Origin of the sequence: Alcaligenes sp. YSL9, assembly GCF_030515105.1 — a bacterium.
Lineage (GTDB): Bacteria > Pseudomonadota > Gammaproteobacteria > Burkholderiales > Burkholderiaceae_B > Alcaligenes > Alcaligenes phenolicus.
Map to the genome: position 1 here is coordinate 313,395 of NZ_JALXJU010000001.1, position 25,540 is coordinate 338,934.

At 57.1% G+C, this 25,540-nt stretch carries 20 protein-coding genes; 10 read left to right on the plus strand and 10 right to left on the minus strand.

Annotated elements, in window-relative coordinates; all coding sequences use genetic code 11:
- Positions 1-2: 2 nt before the first annotated feature.
- Positions 3-2,843, minus strand: coding sequence for an isoleucine--tRNA ligase (gene ileS, locus M2Q46_RS01465; RefSeq protein ID WP_302356443.1), 2,841 nt, complete (start codon positions 2,841-2,843; stop codon positions 3-5).
- Positions 2,833-3,798, minus strand: coding sequence for a bifunctional riboflavin kinase/FAD synthetase (locus M2Q46_RS01470; RefSeq protein WP_009455719.1), 966 nt, complete (start codon positions 3,796-3,798; stop codon positions 2,833-2,835). The genes ileS and M2Q46_RS01470 overlap by 11 nt, the downstream gene beginning before the upstream one ends.
- A 49-nt stretch (positions 3,799-3,847) precedes the next feature.
- On the opposite strand from M2Q46_RS01470, the gene purN reads away from it, so the two are divergent.
- From purN to M2Q46_RS01500, 6 genes are all read left to right on the plus strand, one after another.
- Positions 3,848-4,504, plus strand: coding sequence for a phosphoribosylglycinamide formyltransferase (gene purN, locus M2Q46_RS01475; protein ID WP_302356445.1), 657 nt, complete (start codon positions 3,848-3,850; stop codon positions 4,502-4,504).
- 173 nt (positions 4,505-4,677) lie between these two features.
- Positions 4,678-5,943 carry an RsmB/NOP family class I SAM-dependent RNA methyltransferase gene (locus M2Q46_RS01480; RefSeq protein ID WP_302357039.1) on the plus strand — a complete coding sequence of 422 codons (1,266 nt, stop codon included), beginning with the start codon at positions 4,678-4,680 and terminating at the stop codon, positions 5,941-5,943.
- A gap of 101 nt (positions 5,944-6,044) precedes the next feature.
- The gene (locus M2Q46_RS01485; protein ID WP_026482877.1) at positions 6,045-7,271 is read left to right on the plus strand and encodes a fatty acid desaturase; all 1,227 of its coding nucleotides are present in this window, start codon (positions 6,045-6,047) and stop codon (positions 7,269-7,271) included.
- Positions 7,268-9,562 (plus strand): UvrD-helicase domain-containing protein, encoded by a 2,295-nt coding sequence (locus M2Q46_RS01490; RefSeq protein WP_060185991.1) that lies wholly within the window; start codon positions 7,268-7,270, stop codon positions 9,560-9,562. The genes M2Q46_RS01485 and M2Q46_RS01490 overlap by 4 nt, the downstream gene beginning before the upstream one ends.
- Before the next feature lie 391 nt (positions 9,563-9,953).
- Positions 9,954-11,174, plus strand: a complete 1,221-nt coding sequence (locus M2Q46_RS01495; protein WP_170978564.1) for a sulfite oxidase — start codon at positions 9,954-9,956, stop codon at positions 11,172-11,174.
- Positions 11,175-11,227: 53 nt separating this feature from the next.
- The gene (locus tag M2Q46_RS01500; protein ID WP_052159170.1) at positions 11,228-11,536 is read left to right on the plus strand and encodes a cytochrome c; all 309 of its coding nucleotides are present in this window, start codon (positions 11,228-11,230) and stop codon (positions 11,534-11,536) included.
- A gap of 23 nt (positions 11,537-11,559) precedes the next feature.
- Here the strand turns inward: M2Q46_RS01500 and M2Q46_RS01505 are convergent, their stop codons facing one another.
- The 3 genes from M2Q46_RS01505 to M2Q46_RS01515 form a co-directional block, all read right to left on the minus strand.
- On the minus strand, positions 11,560-13,461 hold the full coding sequence (locus tag M2Q46_RS01505; RefSeq protein WP_302356449.1) for an alkaline phosphatase D family protein: 1,902 nt from the start codon (positions 13,459-13,461) through the stop codon (positions 11,560-11,562).
- Between the two features lie 123 nt (positions 13,462-13,584).
- A complete protein-coding gene (locus M2Q46_RS01510) occupies positions 13,585-13,962 on the minus strand; it encodes a hypothetical protein (protein ID WP_083053752.1) in 378 nt (125 codons plus the stop codon).
- Positions 13,963-13,985: 23 nt separating this feature from the next.
- Positions 13,986-14,633 carry a TetR/AcrR family transcriptional regulator C-terminal domain-containing protein gene (locus tag M2Q46_RS01515; RefSeq protein ID WP_009455727.1) on the minus strand — a complete coding sequence of 216 codons (648 nt, stop codon included), beginning with the start codon at positions 14,631-14,633 and terminating at the stop codon, positions 13,986-13,988.
- A gap of 98 nt (positions 14,634-14,731) precedes the next feature.
- Between M2Q46_RS01515 and M2Q46_RS01520 the strand changes: the two genes are divergently transcribed.
- Genes M2Q46_RS01520 through M2Q46_RS01530 form a run of 3 tightly spaced genes read left to right on the plus strand, consistent with a single transcriptional unit; the run spans position 14,732 to position 17,829 of the window.
- Positions 14,732-15,874: an HlyD family secretion protein gene (locus M2Q46_RS01520; protein ID WP_302356453.1), complete on the plus strand. Its 1,143-nt coding sequence runs from the start codon at positions 14,732-14,734 to the stop codon at positions 15,872-15,874.
- 2 nt (positions 15,875-15,876) lie between these two features.
- Positions 15,877-17,403, plus strand: coding sequence for an MFS transporter (locus tag M2Q46_RS01525; protein WP_137430895.1), 1,527 nt, complete (start codon positions 15,877-15,879; stop codon positions 17,401-17,403).
- Positions 17,404-17,445: 42 nt separating this feature from the next.
- Positions 17,446-17,829: a DUF4148 domain-containing protein gene (locus tag M2Q46_RS01530; RefSeq protein ID WP_302356456.1), complete on the plus strand. Its 384-nt coding sequence runs from the start codon at positions 17,446-17,448 to the stop codon at positions 17,827-17,829.
- A gap of 117 nt (positions 17,830-17,946) precedes the next feature.
- On the opposite strand, the gene M2Q46_RS01535 is transcribed toward M2Q46_RS01530, so the two are convergent.
- Positions 17,947-19,161, minus strand: coding sequence for an arabinose transporter (locus M2Q46_RS01535; RefSeq protein ID WP_302356457.1), 1,215 nt, complete (start codon positions 19,159-19,161; stop codon positions 17,947-17,949).
- 85 nt (positions 19,162-19,246) lie between these two features.
- On the opposite strand from M2Q46_RS01535, the gene M2Q46_RS01540 reads away from it, so the two are divergent.
- On the plus strand, positions 19,247-19,888 hold the full coding sequence (locus M2Q46_RS01540) for a TetR/AcrR family transcriptional regulator (protein WP_137430897.1): 642 nt from the start codon (positions 19,247-19,249) through the stop codon (positions 19,886-19,888).
- A 352-nt stretch (positions 19,889-20,240) separates the two neighbouring features.
- Here M2Q46_RS01540 and M2Q46_RS01545 read toward each other — a convergent pair whose 3' ends face one another.
- The 4 genes from M2Q46_RS01545 to dapD are packed head-to-tail and all read right to left on the minus strand — an operon-like array spanning position 20,241 to position 25,037.
- Positions 20,241-22,166 (minus strand): ATP-binding cassette domain-containing protein, encoded by a 1,926-nt coding sequence (locus M2Q46_RS01545; RefSeq protein WP_088452596.1) that lies wholly within the window; start codon positions 22,164-22,166, stop codon positions 20,241-20,243.
- Positions 22,163-23,086 (minus strand): 50S ribosomal protein L3 N(5)-glutamine methyltransferase, encoded by a 924-nt coding sequence (gene prmB, locus M2Q46_RS01550; protein WP_088452598.1) that lies wholly within the window; start codon positions 23,084-23,086, stop codon positions 22,163-22,165. Before prmB ends, M2Q46_RS01545 begins: the two co-directional genes overlap by 4 nt.
- Positions 23,080-24,216 carry a succinyl-diaminopimelate desuccinylase gene (dapE, locus tag M2Q46_RS01555; RefSeq protein WP_035268144.1) on the minus strand — a complete coding sequence of 379 codons (1,137 nt, stop codon included), beginning with the start codon at positions 24,214-24,216 and terminating at the stop codon, positions 23,080-23,082. Before dapE ends, prmB begins: the two co-directional genes overlap by 7 nt.
- A gap of 2 nt (positions 24,217-24,218) precedes the next feature.
- Positions 24,219-25,037, minus strand: a complete 819-nt coding sequence (gene dapD / locus M2Q46_RS01560; protein ID WP_026482863.1) for a 2,3,4,5-tetrahydropyridine-2,6-dicarboxylate N-succinyltransferase — start codon at positions 25,035-25,037, stop codon at positions 24,219-24,221.
- Positions 25,038-25,540 lie beyond the last annotated feature (503 nt).

Here is a 25,540-nt window from a genome sequence, read left to right on the forward strand (position 1 = left end):
TATCAGGCATGGTGACGCACTTCGCCTTCGCCAAACAGATTGTCCTCGCAACGACCACACAGGGTGGGGTGCTCGGCGCTCTGGCCTACGTCAGGGCGGTGGTGCCAGCAACGCTCGCACTTGGCCTGTTCGGTAGGGGTAACGTCGATGCGCAAATCGCCTTCGCCAGCGTGCACGTCAGCACGCGAGACGATCAGCATGAAGCGCAGATCTTCGCCCAGAGATTGCAGGAATTCCAGATCCTGACCGTTGGCATAGATGTCGATTTCGGCTGCCAGGGAGGAACCGATGGCGCCGGTGCTGCGCACGTCTTCGATACGGCGCATCACGTCGGCACGGATGGCGCGCAGGCGCTGCCACTTGGCGTTCAGTGCCGACTGTTCGCCTTGCTCGGGCAGGACATGGAACAGCTCGGTGAAGATGGTGCCGCTAGGAACCGAACCACCGTGCATGTCGCGCCAGGCTTCTTCTGCCGTGAAAGACAGGATAGGAGCCATCAGCTTGAGCAGGGTCTGTGTCAGGTGATACAGCGCGGTTTGAGCCGAGCGACGTGGCTGGCCATCTTTAGCCGTGGTGTACAGACGGTCTTTCAGAATATCCAGATAGAACGCGCCCAGGTCTTCGGAGCAGAAGGTCTGCAAGCGAGCCACGATGGGGTGGAACTCGTAGCGCTTGTAGTTCTCCAGCAACTCGGCCTGCATGTCGGCGGTCATTTGCAGGGCGTAGCGGTCGATTTCGGTCAGTTGATCAACAGGTACAGCATGTTGGGTGACATCGAAGTCGGCCAGGTTACCCAGCAGGAACTTCAAGGTATTGCGGATACGGCGGTAGCCTTCCACAACACGCTTCAGAATTTCGTCGGAGATGGACAGCTCGCCCGAGTAATCGGTAGAGGCGGCCCACAGGCGCATGATCTCGGCACCCATCTTGTCGGCAATTTCTTGCGGCTTGATGATGTTGCCCAGCGATTTGCTCATCTTGCGGCCATTGCCGTCCACCACGAAACCGTGGGTCAGCAGGGCTTTGTAGGGTGCGCGGCCATACAGCATGCAGCCCGTCAGCAAGGACGAGTGGAACCAGCCACGGTGTTGGTCCGAGCCTTCCAGGTACAGGTCGGCAGGCCATTGCAGCTTGTCAGCGTGCGAGCCGTGGGTGGTGTGATCCTTGCCGCCCAGCACGGTAGCGTGTGTGGTGCCCGAGTCAAACCACACGTCCAGCGTGTCGCGGTTTTTCTCGTACAGATCGGCTTCGTCACCCAGCAGGTCGCGTGGGTCCAGGTTCTGCCAGGCTTCGATACCGCTCTTTTCGATACGCTCGGCTACTTGCTCCATCAGCTCGGGCGTGCGGGGGTGCAGTTCACCCGTTTCCTTGTGCACAAAGAAAGCCATGGGCACACCCCATTGGCGCTGACGCGACAAAGTCCAGTCCGGGCGGTTGGCGATCATGGCGTGCAGGCGGGCACGACCCCAGGAGGGGTAGAACTCGGTGTTATCAATGGCTTCCAGGGCCATTTCACGCAAGCTGCGGCCGCTGCTGTTTTCCTTGTCCATACCGGCAAACCATTGGCTGGTGGCACGGTAGATGATGGGCGTCTTGTGACGCCAGCAGTGCATGTAGCTGTGCGGGTGCTGTTCGGTTTTCAGCAAGGTACCGGCGTTCTGCAAGGCTTCCACGATTTGCGGATTGGCCTTCCAGATCATCTGGCCGCCAAACAGGGGCAGATTCTCGGCGTAATGCCCATTGCCCATCACGGGCGTGAGCATGTCGTCGTCCTTCATGCCGTGGGCTTTGCAGGAGATAAAGTCTTCAATACCGTAGGCCGGGGCCGAGTGCACCACGCCAGTACCGCTGTCCAGGGTGACGTAGTCGCCCAGGTACACGGGGGAGCGGCGTTGGTAGCCTGCATCCACGTGAGCCAGAGGGTGGTTGAATTCGATCAGGTTCAGGGCTTCGCCGGTAGCGGTGGCCACGACCTGGCCGCTCAGACCCCATTGCTCCAGGCAGGACTTCACCAGCTCTTCGGCCACGATCAGCATGGAGCCGGTGGCGCGTGGGCTGTCCAGCTTGACCAGGGCGTAGCTGATTTCAGGGTGTACGTTCAGTGCCTGGTTGGCAGGGATGGTCCAGGGGGTGGTGGTCCAGATAACGATGGCGCCATCGTCCACGCTGTCCACGCCAAAGGCGGCGGCCAGTTTGTCCTTTTGCGCGAAGGGGAAGGCTACGTGCACGGACGGGTCGGTGCGATCGGCGTACTCAACCTCGGCTTCTGCCAGGGCGGAACCACAGTCAAAACACCAGTTCACGGGCTTCAGGCCACGGAACACGAAACCCTTTTGCATGATCTTGGACAGTACGCGCAGCTCGTCGGCTTCGTTACTGAAATTCATGGTCAGGTAAGGGTTCTCCCAGTCGGCCAGCACGCCCAGACGCTTGAAGTCCTTGCGCTGGCTGTCGATCTGCTCCAGCGCGTAGGCGCGCGCCTTGGCCTGAACTTCAGCCACAGGCAGGTTCTTGCCGTATTTCTTTTCGATCTGAACTTCAATGGGCATGCCGTGGCAGTCCCAGCCGGGCACGTATTGCGCGTCAAAGCCCGCCATATTGCGGCTTTTGACGATGATGTCTTTCAGAACCTTGTTGACCGCGTGGCCAATGTGAATGTCGCCGTTCGCATAGGGAGGGCCGTCGTGCAAAATAAATTTGGGACGACCGGCACTGGCTTGCCGAATTGCTGCATAGACTTTGTTTTCTTCCCACTGGCTAATCCAGCCCGGCTCACGTTTGGCGAGGTCACCACGCATGGGAAAGGGAGTGTCGGGCAAATTGAGAGAGTTTTTATAGTCCATTTGAAGCAAAGTAGTCGCGAGCGCGTTGTGCATCGTTGTCGATGGCGGCGATCATTGTGATGAGGTCCGGGAATTTTTCCTCGTCCCTGACAAATTCCAGAAATTCTATACGGGCAAGTTTACCGTAAGCATCCAGGCGTTGGTCCAGTAAATGCACCTCTAACAGCAGCCGTCCCTGGTCTATGACGGTTGGGCGTACCCCCAAGGAGGCAATGCCGGGCAGAGCCTGTCCGGTCAGTCCGTGCACCCGGACCACGTACACGCCGGAGCGGGCGGCACAGTGTTCGGGAACACGCACGTTCAGGGTCGGGTAGCCAATGTCCCGGCCCAGTTTCTGGCCATGAATGACATGACCACTAATATGAAAGGGTTTGCCCAGCAGGGCACGGGCGCGGTCCAGCTGGCCCACGGCCAGGGCGGTGCGCACTTCCGAGCTGGAGATGCGGCGGCCATCGGCATCGGCGACATCGTGCAGAGTCTCGACGCTAAAGCCATGGCGCTTGCCCGCTTCGCGCAACATTTCAATGTCGCCGGCCCGTTTGTGGCCGTAGCGGAAATCCTCGCCCACCAGCAGCCAGCCAGTGTTCAGACCCTGGACCAGAATCTCGTCAATAAAGGTAGCGGCAGACATATCGGCCATGGCCTGATTGAAGCGGGCCAGATAAATTTGTTCAATGCCGCATTGATGCAGGGCTTCGACCTTGTCACGCAGGCCGCTGATCTGCGTGGGGATCAGTTCGGGCCGTTGGCCGCGCTGCGCAAAAAAGGCGCGCGGGTGGGGCGTAAAGGTCATTACACAGGAGCTCAGGTCCTGCTGACGCGCCATTTCATTGACGCGATGCAAGATGGCCTGATGGCCCAGATGGACCCCGTCAAAATTGCCAATGGTGACAGCGCTGCGGGCCGTGCTGTTGCGCCGCGGCAGAGAGCGATAGAGTTTTAGATCAGATTTCACAAGCGAGAGTTTACAATTTTGGATTCGTTATTTCTCGGGAAACAGGATTTTGACCGATTCCACCCTACCTTGTCGCCTTGTTGTGCTTATTTCAGGCCGGGGCTCCAACTTGCAGGCCATAGGCGAACTGATCAAGACAGCGGGCTTAAATGGCCGTATCGAGGCGGTCATCTCTAACAAGGGCGATGCGCCCGGACTGGAATGGGCGCAGCGTCAAGGGCTGCCTACCGAGACGGTTTCGCATCGCGAATTTGCAACACGTGAAGCCTTTGACCAGGCTTTGGCACGCGTGATCGACCGCTACCAGCCAGATTATGTTCTACTTGCGGGATTCATGCGCATCCTGAGCACCGATTTTGTTCAGCACTATGCAGGCAAGCTCATCAATATACACCCATCCTTGCTTCCTAGCTTTCCCGGTTTGAATACCCATCAACAGGCACTTGACGCGGGCGTGCAGTTTCACGGCTCCTCGGTGCATTTTGTGACCCCTGTGCTCGATGATGGTCCCATCATTGCCCAAAGTATCGTGCCCGTCCTGCACGACGATGATGCACAGACTCTGGCAGAGCGCGTTTTGGCAACCGAACACCACGTCTATACCGAGGCCGTACGCTGGCTGATCGAGGGACGGGTGCGTTTGCAGGCTGATGGCCGTGTCGAGGTTGCCGGACTTGCGCATCGCGGCTTTTATTTCCCCGCCTGATTGAGCGGGCTATTTGGAATTTTTGAATATTCATGTCTGATCACCAACAATCCCGCGGCCGCTCGGACCGCAAGCGCCCGTCCTCGTCTGCCCAACGTAACGAGTCCGGAGCGCGTGGTCGCCCTTATGCAGCACGCCGTGACAAACCCTCGGGTCCACCCGAGCCGGGCGCGATGGCACAGCGCCGTCTGGAGCAGGTCTCCAGCGCCCTGGGTGAAGTTTTGCAGTGGAAGCACCCCGCCGACCTGGCCTTGACACGCTGGGCGCGTACACGCCCCAAAATGGGCTCGCGTGACCGTGCCGAGATCCGTGAGGCCGTGTTTGATGTGCTGCGCCACCTGCGTCAGTACCGTAACTGGGCGGAAAGCGGCGTAGGCCCATCTACCCGTCGTCTGGCCATTCTGGGCCTGTCTACGGCTATCGGTCAGGAATCCCTGTCTTTGGGGCTGACGGAAGAAGAGCGCCAGTGGCTGGGCCATATCCGCGCCCTGAATGTGGACGGTCTGCCGGTTGGCGTGCGTCTGAGCCTGCCCGAGTGGCTGGAAGAGCGTCTGAAAGAGATTCCGGATTCCTACAAGCTGATGGCCGCCATGAACGAGCAGGCCTTGCTGGATTTGCGTGTCAACCCCATGAAAGCCGAGCGTGATACTGTGTTGCGCCAGCTGCAAAACGGCCCTATGGCTCGTTTCAAACCGGTTGCCATGCCGTTTTCGCCTTGGGGTATCCGTATTGAAGGTCGACCATCTGTCGCAGTATGGCCACAGTATGAGAAGGGCGAGCTGGAAATTCAGGAAGAGGGCAGCCAGTTGCTGACCGCCTTGCTGGAGCCTCGCCGTGGCGAGATGGTTATTGACTACTGCGCCGGTGCCGGTGGCAAATCCCTGCTGCTGGGCGCCTTGATGCGCTCCACAGGCCGTTTGTACGCCTTTGACGTGTCGGCCACCCGCTTGAACAAGGCCAAACCGCGCTTTGCCCGTGCTGGTCTGTCCAATGTGGTGCCTGTCGTGATTCAGGAAGCGGGCGACCAGCGAGTTCGCCGCCTGCATGGCAAGGCACAGCGTGTATTGGTAGACGCTCCGTGCAGTGGATTGGGAACTTTGCGTCGAAATCCTGATCTTAAGTGGCGTCAACACCCCCAAGCTCTGGAGCAGTACACTCAGATGCAGGCCGACATTCTGGAGCAAGCCGCGGCTTGTGTCGCACCAGGAGGTCGTTTGGTTTATGCAACATGTAGTTTCTTGCCTGAAGAAAACGAGCAGCAAGTGCAGGCGTTCTTGGACAACCATCCCGAGTTCAAGCTGCTGGATGCCCGGGAAATCTTGAAGGACAAATGTCCGGCCCTCGCGCTAGAGGGGCCTTATTTGAATCTGCGCACGGACCGTCACCAAACCGACTGTTTCTTTGGTGCGGCACTTGAACGAATCACGGAAAGTGCTTGATTTAAAGCAAGTTCGTCCTTAAATAGTGTTATTGTTAACTGGTTAGGTGGGCTACACTTTTCTGGTTTCCCTTAACACAAAGATCAGGTCTAAAAGGGTCTATGCAATCGTTTCTTTCTTTTCTTGCTGACGGATGGCTGCAACTGTCTTGGTGGCAGCTCACTCTCGTCATTCTGGCGGTGACTCATGTCACTATTGTGTCAGTTACCGTATTTCTCCACCGCAGTCAGGCGCACCGCGGGCTGGACCTGCACCCTGCGCTGATGCATTTCTTCCGTTTCTGGCTCTGGATGACCACCGGTATGGTCACAAAAGAATGGGTTGCGATTCACCGCAAGCACCACGCCAAATGCGAACGTGAAGGCGATCCCCATTCCCCTGTGGTCTTTGGTCTGGGCCAGGTGTTCTTCCGTGGTGCAGAACTGTACCGTCAGGAAGCCACCAACCCTGAAACCTTGAAGCGTTTCGGTCACGGCACGCCCGATGACTGGCTCGAGCGCAACCTGTACAGCAAATACAGCATGTTGGGTATTACCATCATGCTGGGTATTGATCTGTTCCTGTTCGGTCTGCTGGGTCTGACTGTCTGGGCTATCCAGATGGCCTGGATTCCTTTCTGGGCAGCCGGTGTGGTGAACGGTCTGGGTCACGCTATCGGTTACCGCAACTTTGCCAGCCCTGATACCAGCACCAACGTGTTCCCTTGGGGCATCATCATTGGTGGTGAAGAGCTGCACAACAACCACCACGCTTACGGTACGTCCGCCAAGTTCTCCAGCAAATGGTACGAATTTGACTTGGGCTGGTGCTACATCTCGGTGTTCAAGGCACTGGGTCTGGCCAAGGTCAAGAAGGTCGCTCCCAAGCTGCGTCTGGAGCCTAGCGTGCCTTCGAATGCTCCGCTGGAAGGCATTAGCCTGGCAACCTTGCAGGGCGTGATTACTCACCGCTACGAAATTCTGGCCCGCTATGCGGACATCATCAAAACCACCGCTTCGGAAGAAATCGCTCGTCTGAAGCCACAAGTGAACAAGGACAACCCGAATTGCTCCTGGTCCCTGCTGGAAAGCTGCAACGACTGGATCGGTCGTGGCGACGACGTTCTGGCTCCCGAGCAGCGCGCTGAACTGGAAACCGTGGCGGCTGGCGATTCCCGCCTGTCCATCCTGGTTCGCATGCAGCGTGAACTGGCCGGTATCTGGGAAAGCTCCAGCGCCTCCAGCGAGCAGTTGCTGTCCGACCTGCGCACCTGGTGCCAGCGCGCTCAGCAAAGTGGTATTGAAAGTCTTGAGCAGTTCGCCTTGCGTCTGCGCCGCTACGCGGCATGATGGATCGCTTAAACCCGGAACAGCGAGCCGCCGTTACTTTACCCTCTGGCCATGCCCTGGTGCTGGCCGGAGCGGGTAGCGGAAAAACCAGTGTACTGACCTCCCGAATGGCCTGGTTAATCCAGACCGGGCAGGTCAGCCCACATGGCCTTGCTGCTGTTACCTTCACCAATAAAGCCGCGCGCGAAATGCTGACGCGGCTTACTTCTTTATTGCCTATCGATACCCGCGGAATGTGGGTCGGGACCTTTCACGGCCTGTGCAATCGCCTGCTGCGCATGCATTACCGTGATGCCGGTCTGGTGCAGACTTTCCAGATTCTGGATACGGCAGATCAGTTGGCCTCCATCAAGCGTATGGTCAAGGCCAATAATGTGGATGACGAGAAATTTCCGCCCAAGGAAATTCAGAAGTTCATCAACGCCTGTAAAGAAGATGGCCAACGTCCTGGCGACCTGGAAGCGCACGACCCTCACCGCCGCCGCCTGATCGAGCTTTATCAGCTTTATCAAGAGCAGTGCGAACGTGAAGGAGTAGTGGACTTTGGCGAGCTGCTGCTGCGTGCCTACGAGCTGTTGTCCCGCAATGCCCCGATTCGCGAGCATTATCAGCGCCGTTTCAAACACATTCTGGTCGACGAGTTCCAGGACACCAACGTGCTGCAGTATCGCTGGTTGCGTCTTTTGGCCGGCGATCAGGCCTGCATGTTTGCCGTGGGCGACGATGACCAGTCCATCTACGCATTCCGTGGCGCGAACGTGGGCAATATGGCCGACTTCGAGCGCGACTATGCCCGTGGCAATGTGATACGCCTGGAGCAGAACTACCGTTCCTGCGGCCATATTCTGGATTCGGCCAACGCGCTGATCGAGAACAATAGCGGCCGTCTGGGCAAGAATTTATGGACCGATAGTGGCGAAGGCGAGCTGGTACGCATCAGCGAACTGGCCTCGGATGCCCTGGAAGCGCAGTGGATTGTGGACGAAGTCCGCGCCCTGATCGCCGAAGGCAAGCCACGCCGTGAAATTGCCATCCTGTATCGCAGCAACGCCCAGTCCCGAGTGATCGAGCACAGACTGTTTTCCCAAGGCTTGCCCTACAAAGTGTATGGCGGCCACCGCTTTTTCGAGCGTCAGGAAATCAAGCACGTACTGGCTTACTTGCGGTTGATGGATAACGCGGATGATGACACCGCTTTCTTGCGCGTCGTGAACTTCCCGACTCGTGGGATTGGTGCTCGCTCTGTGGAGCAGCTGGCTGATCTGGCGCGTGAGCGTGGTACCAGCTTGCTGCGTGCCATTCCTTACCTGCAAGGACGTGCGGCTGCCAGCCTGATGCGTTTCTCGAACCTGATTCAGGATATGGCCAGCCAGGCGCAGATCCTGTCCTTGCCCGAGCTGATTGAGCACGTTGTCCACGACAGTACCTTGCTGGCCCATTACCAGGCCGACCGCGAAGGTGCCGAACGGCTGGAAAACTTGCAGGAGTTGGTCAACGCGGCCACGGTTTTTGTGGGTGAAGAAGGCTTTGCCGAGCTGCCCGCAGGTCGAGTCCCCGAAGCAGTGGCGGGCGAGTCCGAGCAGGCCATGCAGAACCCGGATCAACCGGCTGCCTCTGTGCTGGCCCCCATGTCGCCTTTGGGCTCTTTCCTGACTCATGCTTCTCTGGAAGCAGGGGACAATCAGGCCCAGGCTGGCCAGGACGCCATTCAGTTGATGACGATCCACGCAGCCAAAGGCCTGGAGTTCGATGCCGTCTTCATTACCGGTCTGGAAGAGGGCTTGTTCCCGCATGAGAACAGCTTGTTCGACCCCGGTGGGATCGAGGAAGAGCGTCGTTTGATGTACGTGGCGATTACGCGGGCGCGTCAGCGTTTGTACATCACTCTGGCGCAAAGCCGCATGTTGCATGGCCAGACGCGTTACGCCATGCGTTCGCGCTTTCTGGAAGAGCTGCCGGAGCAACACATCAAATGGTTGTCGGCCCGCTATACCAGTACACCCGTGCAGTCAGAGGCCAGTTCGGGGGCCTTCCGTCGTGGTCAAAGCTGGGAGTCCAAGGACAAGAGCTATTCAGCCCAGCCTTACGGCGGTCGCAGTCACACCAGCGTGCTGGAAGTGAATGGCCAGACTTTCCGGGTGGGGCAGGGGGTGCATCACAACCGCTTTGGTGAAGGCACCATTATTAATCTGACGGGTCAGGGTGACGATGCCCAGGCCTTGATTCAGTTTCGTGAAGTCGGCAGCAAGACTCTGGCCTTGGCCATTGCCAAACTGGATCCTGTTAGCTAAAAAGCGAAGCAACGACTGAATCAGTCAATCGCAGTTTGAATGCCCCCGGAAACTCCGGGGGCTTTTTTATGGCCTGCCCTATGTCATGGAAATTTTCAAACAGCCGCAGTTTTTACAGCCGTTTTATTTCAAGCCCTTCATTTTTACTCTTCATCGTGCTCGACGCGGATGCCTCCCAGGAAAAATTTCTCACCTTATTTCACGTTTTGGATAAACACAGAGATTGCAGGGAAACCCTTGTTTCAAGCGACTTTCCTGTTTTTGTTTTCCTTCTTTAAAGCTCTATATGATCGTTATATATAAGGGTTATAGATTCTAGTTATAAAGCTGCTGCCCCCATAAAATCGAAGCCTAAATTAATTACAGATAACAAACACACATGGAGGCGATCATGGAACCTAGCAATCTCTCACGCCGGCGTATGCTTTTGTCGACGGGCGGGGTGATGGCCCTGGCCGGTACAGCAAGCTTGACTCCTTTGTCAGCGGCACTGGCTCAGGAAAAGGCAAAAACGCAGGCCAAAGCCTTGCCAGCCTATGCATCCTGGAAACATGCCGACAGCTTGATCGTGCACAGTGCCAACACTATTGAAACCAAACGCAGCGCTTTTGGCTCGGGTTTGATCACGCCGCTGGATCGCTTGTTCGTGCGTAATAACGTGGCCCCCCCATCCGAGCAGATCGTGGCTGATCCGGACGCCTGGGTGCTGTCGATCAAGGGCGTGAAGAACCCGAAAGACATGAGCGTCGCCGAGCTGAAACGCCTGGGTCTGGTGGCTGTGCCCATGGTGCTGCAGTGTTCGGGTAATGGTCGTGCTTTTTTCCCTGAAAAACCCAGTGGTACTCAGTGGACGGTAGGTGCCGCTGGCTGTGTGGTCTTTACCGGCGTGCCGATCAAGGCCGTGCTGGAGGCTGTGGGCGGCATGGAGGAGGGCGCCAAGTACATGACCGGTCAGGGCGGCGAGGAAATTCCTCAAGGGCTGGACCCGAACACCATTATGGTAGAGCGTTCGATTCCCCTGGAAGCCATTGATGACGCTATCCTGGCCTGGGAGATCAATGGTCAGCCCATCCCCTTGGCTCACGGCGGCCCCTTGCGCTTGATCGTGCCGGGTTACACCGGGGTCAATAACGTCAAGTACATCAAGCAACTGGCGTTTACCAAAGAGCAGTCTGCTGCCAACATTCAGCAAAACAGCTACCGTTTGGCGCCTGTGGGTGAGAAGTCCAACCCCAATCAGGAGTCGGTTTGGGAAATGCCTGTCAAGTCCTGGGTGACCAGCCCTAGTGGTGAGCCTGGCGAAGAACTCAAGGCCGGCAAGGTACAGATCCAGGGCTTGGCTTTTGGAGGCATGTCGGCAGCCAAAGAAGTGGAAGTGTCCGTGGATGGTGGCAAGAACTGGGTGAAAGCGACGTTTGTAGGCCCCGATCTGGGCAAGTATGCGTGGCGTCAGTTCGTTGCAGGCGTGGATTTGAAACCAGGCAAGTATGAGATTGCCAGTCGCGCTACCAGCGAAGCAGGCACGGTACAGCCTGAAGAGCGCGTACCTAATAACCGTGGCTATCTGAACAACAGCTGGCGCGACCACATGCTGGCTGTCACGGTCGTTTAAGTCTTGAATGTTGTACCCGCCCCGTCAGCTCGGGGCGGCTATGGAAGGGAATCATGAAGAAATATCTAGTTGCTGCAGTATCTGTATTTGTTTTTAGTACTCAAGCCTACGCTCAGGAGCAAGGCAAGGAACTGTTTCTGACAGGTGCCAAACCCATTGCCTGTGCGGTCTGTCATACCTTGGCTGATGCTGGTTCAGCCGGGGCCATTGGTCCGGATCTGGATGAACTCAAGCCAGGCAAGGAACAGATCCTGAAGGTCATGAAAGAAGGCATGGGCGCCATGCCTTCTTTTGCACAAACCATGAGTGACGAAGAGCGTGATGCTGTCGCCACCTATGTCAGCTCTGTAGCGGGTCAGTAAGTTCTACCTGCTGTAGCCAGACGCTAGCCGCCTTCCCCTTTCTTCTTCTGATCCGGAGGCAGAAATTCGGTAGGCGGCTTTTTGTTGGCATTGTGATGCAGGATGCGGGCGGGGCGACCTTCCTCATCCAGCCAGATCTGGCCGATTCCGGAACCATTCCATACCCGTTCCCCCTGTTTGCGCTGATCCGGCAGACGCGGGCTGATGCTCAGGTCACGGCGTTGCGTAAACCAGTTCAGAGGGGATCGCGGCGAGTAGAGCCAGCGGTTCAGCCGATCCAGCCAGTTCAATAAAGCTTCCGGAAATTCGTTCTTGATGCCGCTGCTGGTCACTTGCCAGATATGTGGAATATGCCCGCTATGGCGCACCTGTACATCGTAGACAAAGGAGTAGTGCACATCGCCGGACAGAATCACATAGTTTCCGGGCGTGCGTGAATGCCTGAAGATGTTCAGCATGGTGTTGGCAGCCCCTCTGTGGGCCATCCAGTTCTCGGCGTCCACCGTCAGGGCAAAACCCGCGTACGTGCAGATGCTTTGTATGACTTCGATCAGCTTGACGCCAAACATGGGCGTGGGCGACACAATGATGGCGGCGCGCTCATCCAGCAATTCGTGTTGAAGCTCGGTCAAGGATTCCCAATCCATCAGTCCGGACGGGCGACTGGGCAAACGGCGTTTATGCCAGCGGCGCGTGCGTGTATCCAGCACGATCAGGGTAGGCTGGGTGCGCAGCACATAGTCCCATTGGCGAAACTCCAGCAGTTCCTTGATCAGCGCATCTTGAGCTTCATGTTCAAGACGCTGATGTTCATCCGTCTGGCTGGTCCAGGCGGTCACCGTATTCAACACCGACTCAAACACCTCGGGCCGGTTGCCCCAACCCTGACACAACATATAGGCGATCAGGGCATTGCCTACGATCTGCCGTGAAAAAGGATGGCCATAGGCGACGCTTTCCCATTTGGCGGACAGATTCCAGTCATCGGTGATGTCGTGGTCGTCAAAAATCATCAAGGTTTGCACGTGGGCCAGAAGGCGTGCTGCTTGGGGCAGGTCCTGACGGAAACCTTCCAATGCCAGTGCCTCGCGTTGCCAGCGTTGCTGATGCTTGGGCTCCAATTGGGGAGGCTCAGGCTCTGGAATGATTTGCCATGGGATGGGGGACCAAACCAGCAAATACATGGCCATGACTTCGGCCAGCGTGACCAAGTGATTGTGTGCGTTGGCAGTGGTGAAAATTGGTTTTTCCACACCACCAAAAAAGCGCTCGCGCAGATCCTCGTTGGATTTGAAGGCAGGCAGCAAATCCGCACGTCGGTAGTAGCTGGCGGGGTGCCGGTAAAGCGATTCGCTATCCGAGACGACGGCGCCTTCCAGATATTCCCCATACAAGCCTAGCCGCTCAATCAAGGCATGAATGGCCGCCAGCATGGGACCGGCCACATCGTCGGCGTAAACCTGATCTCCGGACAGCATCAGCAAGGCAGGCCGGGCATGGGCCTGGGTAATGTGCTCGCTCAAGACTGTGTCGGCCTGAGCCAAACCATCGCGCGAGGCGTGATGAGGCTTGCGGCACGAGCCAAACATCAGATTGTCAGCGCGGCTGGCCAGCACAAAGCTGGGCCAGGTTTGACCCTGGTGCAGCAGATGGGGAGCCCAATCAGCAATCCCTTGCTCCGGTCCTCCTTCGATTGAGGCGAGCAAATCGTAGTGAACAAGCGTGTCTTGGGGCAGGGCTGTAGTTAGCGGTACATCCAGAAAGTGGATAAAGGCCTGCTTGCCCAACTGTACGATGCGACAGTGCTCGCTACTGAGCGAAATACGCTGGGGAGCGGCACCCTCTGCTTGCAGGACCAGGTCCAGGGTCAAGGCCGAACTGCCAACCAGCCATAGCACCAGGCGCTGGGGATCGAGGCGACGCAAAATAGGGCCTGCCAGTACAGGCGGCAGTGTGGGGAGATGTGGGGAGAGACTCAAACGGGTGACAGCCAAAATCAGAAAAGATAATGGACAGTGTAGGGCCTATAAAGTTGCAACTCGTACTGCTTAGCTGTCTGCCACTTCCGGGCTGGCAGCCAGAAAAGCGGTAACTTGCGCGTCCAGATCGTCCTCATGCACTACGCGGACTGGAAAGCCGAATTTTTCGCTCAAAGGGGCGACAAAGGCATTCAAGGAAAAGGCCATCAAGGCATTGCTGACAACTACCAGGCTGGCGGCACAGGACACGCTCAGACGGCTGCGGTTGGCCTTGATCCATTGCGAGAATTCCTCCTTGTCCGTGCCTTCCTCTGCACCAGGCAGCTCGCGGGTCAGCAAGACAAAGCGTTGTCCTTGATCCAGCAAGGCTTCCAGTTCCGCTTTCCAATTGGATGGGGCGCTGTTCGAGATCCAGATACGGGGGAATTCCTGTGTAGCAACGTGCATGTGCGGGTCCTGAGAATGTCTGTTTATGATTTGTTTTGAATGCGCTGCTTTGTACCATCAATCAACAGGTTCAGGCCAGTGATAAAACGGCCCGTAAAGTCATCGGAAAAAATCGCCTCACGTGCCTGCCAGTTGCTGGGGTACTTTTCTTGAGCCAATTCTAAAAAAGCCTGTTTGCGTAAAGACAGGTCCAATGTGCTGCCAGGCCCCAGAGCCTGTTCTTCCATGACAAAACCCAGAATGTAGTAAATCAGGCTAAAGCTGGCCTCGGCAGCAAATTGGCTGTCTGCGCCTGCCTGCATGAAAGCGGACAAAAAGGCTTCGCTGGTGCGCAGCACATTGTCGGTGACTACATAGGTACCCGCAAAGACTCGAGCGCCGTCTCGTCTTTGCAACAGGGCCTGCCGGAACTCCAGACCCAGATGCCGAACTTGTTCATCCCAGGCTTGGTTGCTTGGGCTGTGTCGCGCCACGTTTTCTACCAACGCGTCAGCCATGCCATCAATCAAGGCTTGCTTGGCATTGAAATGCCAATACAGCGAGGGGGCCTGGATATTCAGGGCCTGAGCCAGTTTGCGCAAAGTCAGGCCTTCCAGCCCCTCCTGGTCCAGCAAGTCCAGCGCTGTCTGGATGATGTGTTCACGTTGAATACGGGGCGCTTTTGTTGCCATGTTCTCTCCGATATTTGCAACCTAACGCTGTTAGTGTATCATTCGCTCATAGACTAACAGTGTTAGGTTGTGATTTTTGATTGAGCAGGGATACGGTTATGAGCACCTCAACAACTTCAACGGAACGCAAAGCGCCGGGCCTGCGGCTGGCTCCTTGGCTGGGCTGCCTGGCCATGATTGGGCTGCTGATTCTGGCGACCACGCAGTGGAACGAGTGGACCAGTAGCCGCCGTATACAGAGCACTCAGAATGCTTACGTGAAATCCGACTTTGCGGTGCTCAGTGCCAAGGTTTCGGGCTACGTGAAAGCCTTGCCCTTGGGGGATTATGAGCAGGTCAAGGCGGGGGATCTGATTGCGCAGATTGATCCGGCCGATTACGAGCTGGCCGTGGCGGCAGCGCGGGCGGAACAGTCCAAGGCGCAGGCCCATCTGGACAATCTGGACGGTGAAATTGCACAGCAACAGGCGCGTATTAAAGAGGCGCAAGCCAAGCTGCGCTCCGTGCAGGTGCGCGTGCGGCAATATCGTAATAATCCTTCGCGTCAGGCAAGGCTGGTCAAGGAAGGTGCCTTGTCACGGCAAGGCTATGAAAACGCCCAGGCCGATCTGGATGAGGCAATCAGCCAAGGGGAGGCCGCTACCGCGCAAGTGGAGCTGGCGAAAAACTCCCTGAAGGTTCTGCAGGGGCAGCGTGCGATTCGTACCGCTGAGTTGAAATCGGCTGAAGCTGCCTTGGAGTCTGCTCGTCGCAATTTGGGCTATACGCGGATTGTGGCCCCTTTTGACGGGGTCTTGAACAAGCGTCATGTGCAAGTAGGCAGCTTGTTGAACCAGGGCACGCAGATTGTTTCCATCGTCCCCCTGGAGCAGGCCTACGTCATTGCAAACTACAAGGAAACGCAGCTTGCGCATGTGCAGCCTGGGCAGCCGGTGGCGTTGACCGTGGATGGCTTGCCCGGTGGCAGTTGGCGGGGGCGCGTAGTAGAGATTGCACCCATGAGCGGGGCCGAGTCTTCCTTATTGCCTGCCGATAACGCCTCCGGGAATTTCACCAAAGTGGTGCAGCGCATACCGGTGCGTATTGAGCTGGAGCCGGGCCAGGCACAGTTGGAGCGTCTGCGCCCCGGTATGTCGGCACAGGCCAGAATCGACACGGCGGGTTCCCACGTTGCGGCTTATGACATGCCGGGTTTGAAACAGACTCGTCAACTGGCCGTCGTTCGGGCTCAGGAGGGCTGACCATGCCGTTCTCCAGGCTGATGGCTAATACGCAAACCGCACGCCCCATCCTGACCGTGATGGCGATCTTCCTGGGCGCGGTCTTGACCACCGTGCAAGGGCGTCTGTTTTCCGCTGCCTTGCCGGACTTGCGCGGCCAGTTTGGCTTGGATGTGCTGGAGGCGGCCTGGTTGGGAACGGCCTTGAATGCGGCGCAGTTGATCTCCATGCCGATTGCGCCGTGGCTGGCAACCGTAATCGGGCCGACCCGGGTACTGCTGGTGCCCAGCCTGCTGTTGGGCTTGGCCGCCTTTTTGATCCCTTTCTTTGCCCATCATTACCCCGTCTTGTTGAGCCTGCACGGACTGGCCGGACTTTGCCTGGGGATTTACCTGCCACTGACGATGTCCCTGGCTTTGCGCAGTGTGCATCCTCGGCTTTGGCTGGCTGTCATGGCAGCGTACAGCTTGCGTGTTTCAACCGGCATGGATGCGGGCTATGGCACGTCCGGTTTTTTACTGGAGGAGTTCAGTTGGCATTGGGTGTATTGGCCCACTGCTTTTGTGGGGCCAGTGATTGCGTTTCTGGCTTGGAAAGCCATGCCGTTGACGCCTATAGATCGCGACCAATTGCAAAACGCCGATTGGGGCGGGATGGCCTTGTTTTGTACGGGTTTAGTGCTGGCCTTTGTCGGGATAGAGTCCGCGGAACGGCTGGGCTGGACTGATTCCGGTCTGGTTGTTTCTGCTCTGCTCGGTGGCGTGGTGCTTGTGGTGGCCGCCATAGGACGTGGCATGCGCAGGCAGAACTCCTTTGCCAGCCTGATGGCTTTGAGCAATCGAAATATCCGTGTGTGCCTGATTATTGCCTGCCTGTTCGGCGTGCTGATGACACCGACGTCTTTGCTGATTCCCAGCTTTCTGACCCAGATGGGGGACTTGAAACCCCTGCAAGCGGGTGCTGCCACCTGGATTGCGTTTGGGGCTTACCTGGCCTCGACTCCGCTGGCGATCTATCTGGCCCGACGTCTTGAGCCACGCCTGATGATGATTCTCGGTTTAAGCATCATCGCCTTCACCGCCTGGCTGGGAACTCATATTAGCCACGACTGGCGTGTGGAGCAGTTTGTTTCGATCCTGATTTTGCAGTCTGTGGGCGAGAGCACCATGTTGATCGGGTTGATTGCTGCTTTTGTGACCAATCTGAATCCTCAACATGGAGTGGCTTTGGGTGTGTATGTCCCCATTGCTCGTGTCTTTACGCCCGTTGCCGCCGCCACGCTGGTGTCTACCTGGCTGCGCATGGCAGGCGATATCAGCCGCAGCAGTCTGAGTAGCCATCTTGTAGAAGGTGACCCTCTGGTTATGGAGCGGGCTTCGGACGGCGTGGCCGCCTTGGCTCGCGTTCTGGCTCGTGAATCACAGGTCGCTGCACAGATCAGCGCCTACAACCTGGTGTTTTGGTGCAGCTTGCTGGCCTTGTGTCTGGCCGTGCTGCTGCGTTCTTCACCCCCCAATCCCATTGCGCCTCCCTTTGCTCGACCTGTTTAGGTCCTGGCGGAGAGGCGGTTTTTTTAATCAAGGAGATTCATTATGAAATTAGGTTTATGGACAGTGGCTTGCACGGTTTTGATCGCTTCAAACTCTGCTTGGGCGGCTGACGGAACTGCACAGGTGCAGGGCCAGAGCTACAGCAAAAGTCGCGCCCAGGTTGCGCAGGAACTGGAGCAAGCTCGGGAACAGGGATTGATCAGTGTCGCTGCGCATGGTTACCCCAAAGTTCCACAAGGCCCGGCTAAAACGCGCGCTCAGGTGGTTCAGGAGTTGCAAGAGGCCCAACAAGCCGGTTTGCTGGATTTTGCAGACGATGAATATCCAGTCCTGCCTGCGGGCAGTGTTCATAAGACGCGTCAGCAGGTTGTGCAGGAGCTGGAACAAGCCAGAAAACAGGGCCGCCTTTTGTATGTAGCCCCATAAGGCTGTCTTGAGCTGCCTTTGCGGTATTTTGTTTAAGGTTTAAAAAGGGACTGAGACTGCCTAACGGCAAGCTCAGTCCCTTTTGCTTTTATGAAATTGCTTTTGCGGGAACGGGTTTCAAACCTGGGCTATAGGATGACGCATCAAACGCAGCGCCACCAGTACAGACAAGCTAACGACCCCTGCACTGAACAGATAAATCGCTTCCAGCCCCCAGGTTCCTGCGACTGCGCCCAGGGCAGGGCCGGTGATGCCCAAAGAAATGTCCAGAAAGGCGACATAGGCGCCCATGGCGACACCTCGGCTTTCGGGTGGTGCGCGGCGTACGGCCTCGACACCAAAACCAGGAAAGGCCAGGGAATAGCCCCATCCGGTCAAGGCTGCACCCAGGTACGCAATCGCAGGGCTGTGGGCACCCCAGATCAGCAAGAGACCCACTGCTTCCACCAGCACGCACAGCAAAGCGACGCGTGCCCCGCCCAGCTTGTCAGGCAGATGACCAAAGAACATGCGCGCAGCAATGAAGGCAAGCCCAAAGGCAGTGAATGCCAGCGAAGCATTGCCCCAGTTGCGATCAGCAAAGAGCAGGGCGATAAAGGCGGTCAGACTGCCAAAACCGACACTACATAGCAGCAAGCCCATACCGGCGCCCCAGACCAATCCCAGGACTTGGTAGAAAGGGGTACGACGCAGCGCAGTGGGGGCGGTGGCGCGGGTCTTAAGCAGCATCACCAGGGAAATCAAAGGCAACAGCGTGACGGCGACGGCGATACCGTTAAAACCGTAATCCTGGTTCACCACAACACCCAGAGGGGCGCCGACGGCGTAGGCGCCGTACATGGCCACACCCACCCAGGCCATGACTTTGCCTGCATTTTGCGGGCCAACCAGGCCGATGCCCCAGCTCAAGGCACCCGTCACAATCAGGCTTTCACCGCAACCCAGCAAGATACGGCCAATCACCAGCACCCAGACCGATAGGGTTGGTGTGCTGACAAAGCTCAACGAAGCCAGATAGGCCAGGCCGGACAAGCACATCACCATCAAACCCAGCATGACGGCGTGCTTGGAGCCTTGTGTATCAGCCAGATTCCCGGCCCAGGCACGGGAGAGCAAAGCGGCTGCGAATTGAACACCGATAACCAGGCCCACGACCAGCGTACTCATCGCCAGCACATTGTGTACATGCAAGGGCAGTACGGGCAGGGGCAGCCCGATACTTAGAAAACTGACGAACACGGCCAGCGTGATAGGGAGTAGCGTTAGAAAAACATGGGCGGCAGGTGGCGACTGCGCCTTCGAGGTGGCTTGCGCCGAATTGGGTACAGACATGAAACACTCCAAACATGAGTAATTGCTCGATATTTGAGATAATATGAATAATTGCTCACATCGAAAACTCGCATTCGGAGTCCTTATGCAAACGCTCCCTCAAGCCCGTCGTATCCCGCGTCAAAGCCGTTCCCGGGCTTTGGTGGAGGCGATTTTGGAGGCAACAGCTCGCGTTTTGTCCGAGCGTGGCTATGCTGGCACCAATACCAATGTGGTCGCGGAGGTGGCTGGAGTCAGCGTGGGCTCGGTGTATCAGTACTTCCCGAATAAGGACTCACTGATTGCCGCCTTGCATGAACGCCATGCTTTGCAAATGAACCAGGCTATGGAAAGCAGTCTGGCCGATACGCAGTCCCTGGGGTTGCGGGGGCGTTTGAGTGATCTGGTCAAAGCCTGGTTGGCCGCGCATCGGGTGGACCCGGAATTGCATCGGGTACTGGAAAAGGATTTTCCTTTCTTTGATGCGCCAGCCAGCGAGAGCCAGGCTGATCAAAGTATTCGTGACCGCATTCGTCAACTGCTGGAAGAGCACCGTAGCGAGGTTGCCCCGCAGGATCTGGATTTAGCCACCTGGGTAGTAATGCAAAGTCTGGAGTCCCTGATCCATGGTGCGATCATTCCGCCCGGTGTGCCGTATCCACCGGAGCAGGTGGAAGAGGCCATTGTGGATTTGCTGTGTGGATATTTGGGCTGTGCGGGCTGTGGGAATGGGGGTGAAGGGAGCTGAGTTGTCGAGCCGGTTCTCGAGTGAGTTTTGGCTCACATGAGTTTGTTGTTGTTGTTGTTGTTGTTGTTGTTGTTGTTGTTGTTGTTGTTGTTTGCTGGCCGGACTCACCTTGGCTAAACGTATGTGCTGAATGGCATACAGCAAAACGAAGAACGAGATGACATAGCCAAGTTTACGAGTGTATAGATCCTCTGCTCATAGTCCTGGCTCAGATACCCAGGAGTCAGCAAACTCGTAAGGCTTCGATGTGCGTTTTACAGACCATCAAGAGCTTCCAACAAAAAGGCGCCAATCTTTGTAGATATGGCGCCTTTTTTCTCAGGAGTTCACGAGCAGAACGGAGTCGATAGGCCTAGACCTGTCGCCCAATCTCTTCCATCGCTTCCTGAATTTCCAACCATTCTTCTTCCAGCGTTTGATGCGTTTTGGTGAGCTCACCATGTTCGGTCATCAAGGCAGGACGTTGGTCCTTGTAGCTGTCCGAGTAAAAGTCTGGGTCCTGCATCAAGGTATCCAGCTCCTGCAAACGCAGCTGAGCTTTCTCCATGGCTGACTCCACTTTCTTCAAGCGGCTTTCCAGTGGCTTGCGTTGTTGGGCCTGCCGTTGACGCAGCTCGGCTTCCTGACGGCGTTGAGTCTTTCGGTCTGTGCCTTCAGCACCTGTATCCGCACGCGCTTCCTGGCGAGCTTCCGAGCGCGATTGCGCGCTGCGGGCCAGTAGCCAGTCGCGGTAGTCTTCCAGGTCGCCATCAAACTCCTGAACCTGGCCATCGGCCACAATCCAGAAAGAATCAACGGTAGAACGCAACAAATGGCGATCGTGCGATACCAGCAGTACGCTGCCACCGTAATCAGCCAGGGCTGCCGCCAAGGCTTCACGGGTATCCACGTCCAAGTGGTTGGTTGGCTCGTCCAGCAGAAGCAGATTGGGTTTTTGCCAGACAATCAGGGACAGGGCCAGACGCGCCTTTTCACCCCCGGAGAAGGGAGCGGTCAGGCTGGTGACCATATCACCGCTGAAACCGAAGGAGCCCAGGTAATTACGCAGTTCCTGCTCGCGTACATCCGGAGCCAGACGCGCCAGATGTTGCAGGGGAGTGGAGTCCGGGTCAATGGAGTCCAACTGGTGCTGGGCAAAGTAGCCGATCACCAGGCCTTTGGATTCCAGGCGTTCTCCTTTGATAGGTTCCAGCTTGCCAGCCAAGGTTTTGACCAGTGTGGATTTACCCGCACCGTTCATCCCCAAAATACCCACACGGGCACCGCCGCGTACCATCAGACGGACCTGGCTCAAAATCGCCTTGTCCTGACCGGGGTAACCCAGATCGGCTTGATCCAATGTCAGCAAGGGATCGGGTGTGTATTCGGGCGAGGGCAGGCGAATGGAAACGCTTGAGTCGTCGCGCAAGAGCGTCACGGTCTGCATGCGGGCCAACGCCTTGACGCGGCTTTGTGCCTGTTTGGCCTTGGTGGCCTGGGCCTTGAAGCGGTCAATAAAACTTTGCAGGCGCGCGGCTTCACGGGTTTGACGCTCGTAGGCGATCTGGCTTTGTTGTACGCGCTCGGCACGTTGCACCAGAAAGTCGTTGTAGCCGCCTTTGTAGCGAACCAGCTTGCCTTGATCCACGTGCAGAATCGAACGGGCCACGGCATCCAGAAACTCGGTGTCGTGCGAAATCAGCAGGACCGTGCCGGGGTAGGAGCCCAACCAGCGCTCCAGCCAGAGCATGGCGTCCAAGTCCAGGTGGTTGGTGGGTTCGTCCAGCAAGAGCAGGTCAGAAGGTGCCATCAGGGCGCGGGCCAGGGACAGGCGCATTTGCCAGCCACCGGAGAACTCGCGCACAGGCAGCATCCACTGATCGGGGCGGAAACCCAGACCGGCCAGCAGTTGCTCGGCACGCGAGGGGGCGGACCAGGCATCGGCTTCGATCAGGGCGTTTTCCAGTTCGGCAATGGCTTGGCCATCGCTGTCGGGCGTATTGGCACGTTTTTCCTGCAAGGCACGCAAGCGCTCGTCGCCATCGATAACAAATTCGCGGGCAGGGCGGTCACGGTCTGGAATGGTTTGGCGCACACTGGCCACTTCCCAGACTTCGGGGATGCTCAGGTCACCCCCGTCCAGATCCAGCTCGCCTTGCAGCAATGCAAACAGCGAGGACTTACCCGCACCGTTCTTGCCCACAATGCCCAGGCGCTCGCCCGGGTTGACGATGAAATCAGTATTGTCCAGCAGGACTTTGACGCCGCGACGCAGCGTAATTCCAGTTGCGCGTATCACAGAGCCAGTTGCTCCCGGCTTAACAAGAGAATCTGGTCTTCAGCGGTTTCCGTGCTCAGCCAGATCGGCTCCAGCTCCGGGAAAGCGGCGATGAAATTGTCGTACTCATTGCCGATTTCCAATACCAGCACACCTTCGGGTGCCAGGAAGTTGGGGGCCGCTTCCAGAATGCGACGCACCAGATCCATACCATCGTCGCCGCCAGCCAGGGCCAGTTGTGGCTCGTGCTGGTATTCCTTGGGCAGGTTTTGCATGGACTGCTCATTCACATACGGTGGGTTGCAAATGATCAGGTCGTAAGCGCTTGGCGGCAATTGATCCAGCAGATCGCTCTTGTACAAGCTCATGCGATCGTTCAGCTCGAAGGCATCGATGTTTGACTGGGCCACTTCCAGCGCGGCGTCGGACAGATCCACGGCATCGACCTGGGCTTGTGGGAAGGCCAGTGCCGTCAAAATAGCCAAACAGCCCGAGCCAGTGCACAAATCCAGGGCGTTGTAGATGGCATCGGGGTCCGCAATCCAGGGTTGCAACTGCTCTGCCAGCAATTCAGCAATGGGAGAGCGCGGCACGATGGTGTCGGCGGTGACGCGGAAGCGATGGCCTTGCAGCCAGGCTTCGCCAGTCAGGTAGGCGGCGGGCACGCGCTCGTTGCAGCGTCGTGCGACCAGGGCCAGATAGGCAGCGCGCTCGGACTCCAGCACGGTGGCATCCAGATACGGGTCCAGCGTGTCCAGGGGCAAATGCAGGGTGTGCAGCAGCAGATAGGCGGCCTCGTCCCAGGCATTGTCACTGCCATGGCCAAAGGCCAGCTGACAGCGGTTGAACTGGCTGACAGACCAGCGCAACAAGTCGCGCACGGTGCGCAGTTCCTGCTGGGCTTCCAGCAGGGAGGAATGATCGATGCAAGGGCTTAACAAAGCAGGGATTCCAATGTACGGCGATAAATGTTTTTAAGAGGCTCAAGATCAGCCACAGCAACGTGTTCATTGATTTGATGGATGCTGGCGTTGAGCGGGCCAAATTCGACCACTTGAGGGCAGATTTTAGCGATAAAGCGGCCATCCGAGGTGCCGCCTGTTGTGGACAGATCGGTTTCCACGCCGGTTTCGGTTTCAATGGCCTTGGCAAGAGCCTGGCTTAGCGGTCCGGCCTCTGTCAGGAAGGGCTCGCCACCCAGTGTCCATTCCAGTTGGAAATCCACACCATGGCGGCGCAGGATGGACTCCACTTCGGCTTGCAGACCGGCAGGTGTCTGCTCGGTGGAGAAGCGGAAGTTGAAATGCACATCCAGCTGACCGGGGATCACATTACCCGCGCCGGTGCCGGCATGAATATTGGAAATCTGAAAGCTGGTGGGCGGGAAATCGATATTGCCGGCGTCCCACATGCGGTCTGTCAGTTCGTGCAGCGCAGGGGCGAATACATGCAGCGGGTTGATGGCCAATTGCGGGTACGCCACATGGCCTTGGCGACCCTTTACGATCAAGTGGCCGGACAGGGAGCCACGACGGCCATTTTTAATGGTGTCACCTAATTGGCGCGAGCAGGTAGGTTCGCCCACGATGCAGTAGTCCAGCTGTTCGCCACGTTCTTTCAGCACTCGGCAAACATGCACCGTGCCGTCGGTGGCCGGGCCTTCTTCATCCGACGTCAGCAGCAGGGCAATCGAGCCTTTGTGTTCAGGATGGGCCTGGGTAAATTCCTCAACTGCGTGGATGAAGGCCGCAATCGAGGCTTTCATATCCGCCGCACCACGGCCATACAGCTGACCGTCGCGCACGGTGGGTTCAAACGGGGGCGAGTCCCAGGCCGCTTCCGGCCCGGTAGGAACCACGTCTGTGTGACCGGCAAAAACAAACAAGGGTGCCTGGGTGCCACGGCGGGCCCACAGATTGGACACCGGGCCGCTGGGCAGATGTTCCAGGCTAAAGCCCGCTTGCTCCAGCCTTGCGCCCAGCCATTGCTGGCAGTGGGCGTCCTCAGGGGTGACCGAGGGGCGGGCAATCAGGGCTTTGAGGGTGTCTAGTACAGAATTGTCAGTGCTCATGTTCAGGCGCGAAGTAAATCATTAATACTGGTCTTGGCGCGGGTACGGGCATCCACACGCTTGACGATGATGGCGCAGGCCAGGCTGTAGAGCCCATCGGCCGAAGGCAGGGAACCAGGGACCACTACCGAACCGGCAGGGACACGGCCCTGGTAAATCTTGCCTGTTTCGCGCTCGTAAATTTTGGTGCTTTGCGACAGGAAGACGCCCATGGCCAGCACCGAGTTCTCTTCCACGATGACCCCTTCCACCACTTCGGAACGGGCACCGATGAAACAGTTGTCCTCAATGATAGTGGGGTTGGCCTGCAGAGGCTCCAATACCCCGCCAATACCGACGCCACCCGACAGGTGAACATGCTTGCCGATCTGGGCGCAGGAACCAACGGTGGCCCAGGTATCTACCATGGTGCCTTCACCGACATAAGCGCCGATGTTCACAAACGAGGGCATCAGCACGACATCGGGTGCTACATAGGCGCCTTGGCGTACCACAGCACCGGGAACGGCGCGAAAGCCTGCCTGGGCAAACGCAGCCTGGTCGTGCTGCTCGAATTTCAAAGGCACCTTGTCATAGAAGGGAGCGGGCTCGCTGGCCATGACGCGGTTTTCGTTGATCCTGAAGGACAGAAGAATCGCTTTCTTGACCCAGTCGTTGACCTGCCACTGTCCGTCGATTTTTTCCGCCACACGCAGGGAACCGTAATCCAGCTTTTCGATCACGGTATGGATGGCCGTGCGCAGTTCAATGCTGTGTTCTTGGGGGGAGAGGGAAGCTCGCTGTTCCCACGCCGATTCGATCAGACTTTGGAGGTCGCTCATAGGCTAGGCTCTGTGAATGCAGGCCGTCTTTGGCAGTATCGGGATACAGAAGGCGCATGATGCGCGGTTTACCACCGCAGCGGCCGAGCTTGAATGGAGGCAACAGGATAACCGAGTCTGCCCCTTCCATGTACGGTTTTGTGGCTTTCTTTGTCGCTTTTGAGGACAGATGCGTGTGGGATGCAGTCTGTCAGCAAGGTCAGGAAGGTGGTGTGTTGGCCAAGTGAACTTCATGTGCAGATGTGAATGCGGAGGTCTGCAATTTCTGTATTGGGTTTTTTCTGTTTACTTTATTTCTGACGTTGTTTTTCTTTTTTCTTGTGGTTCGATAATTATTTTTCTACTTACCCTTGTTTTTCTTATCGCAGCTATTTTGTTTATTTATTATTGCTGCTGCTCAATTCAATCAGCTACGTAATCAAGTATTTCAAGATAATAAAAAATAAGCATGTATTGCCATACAAGCTTTGTGTGAAATTCTTGGGCGAGGCCTGGTTTGCGGG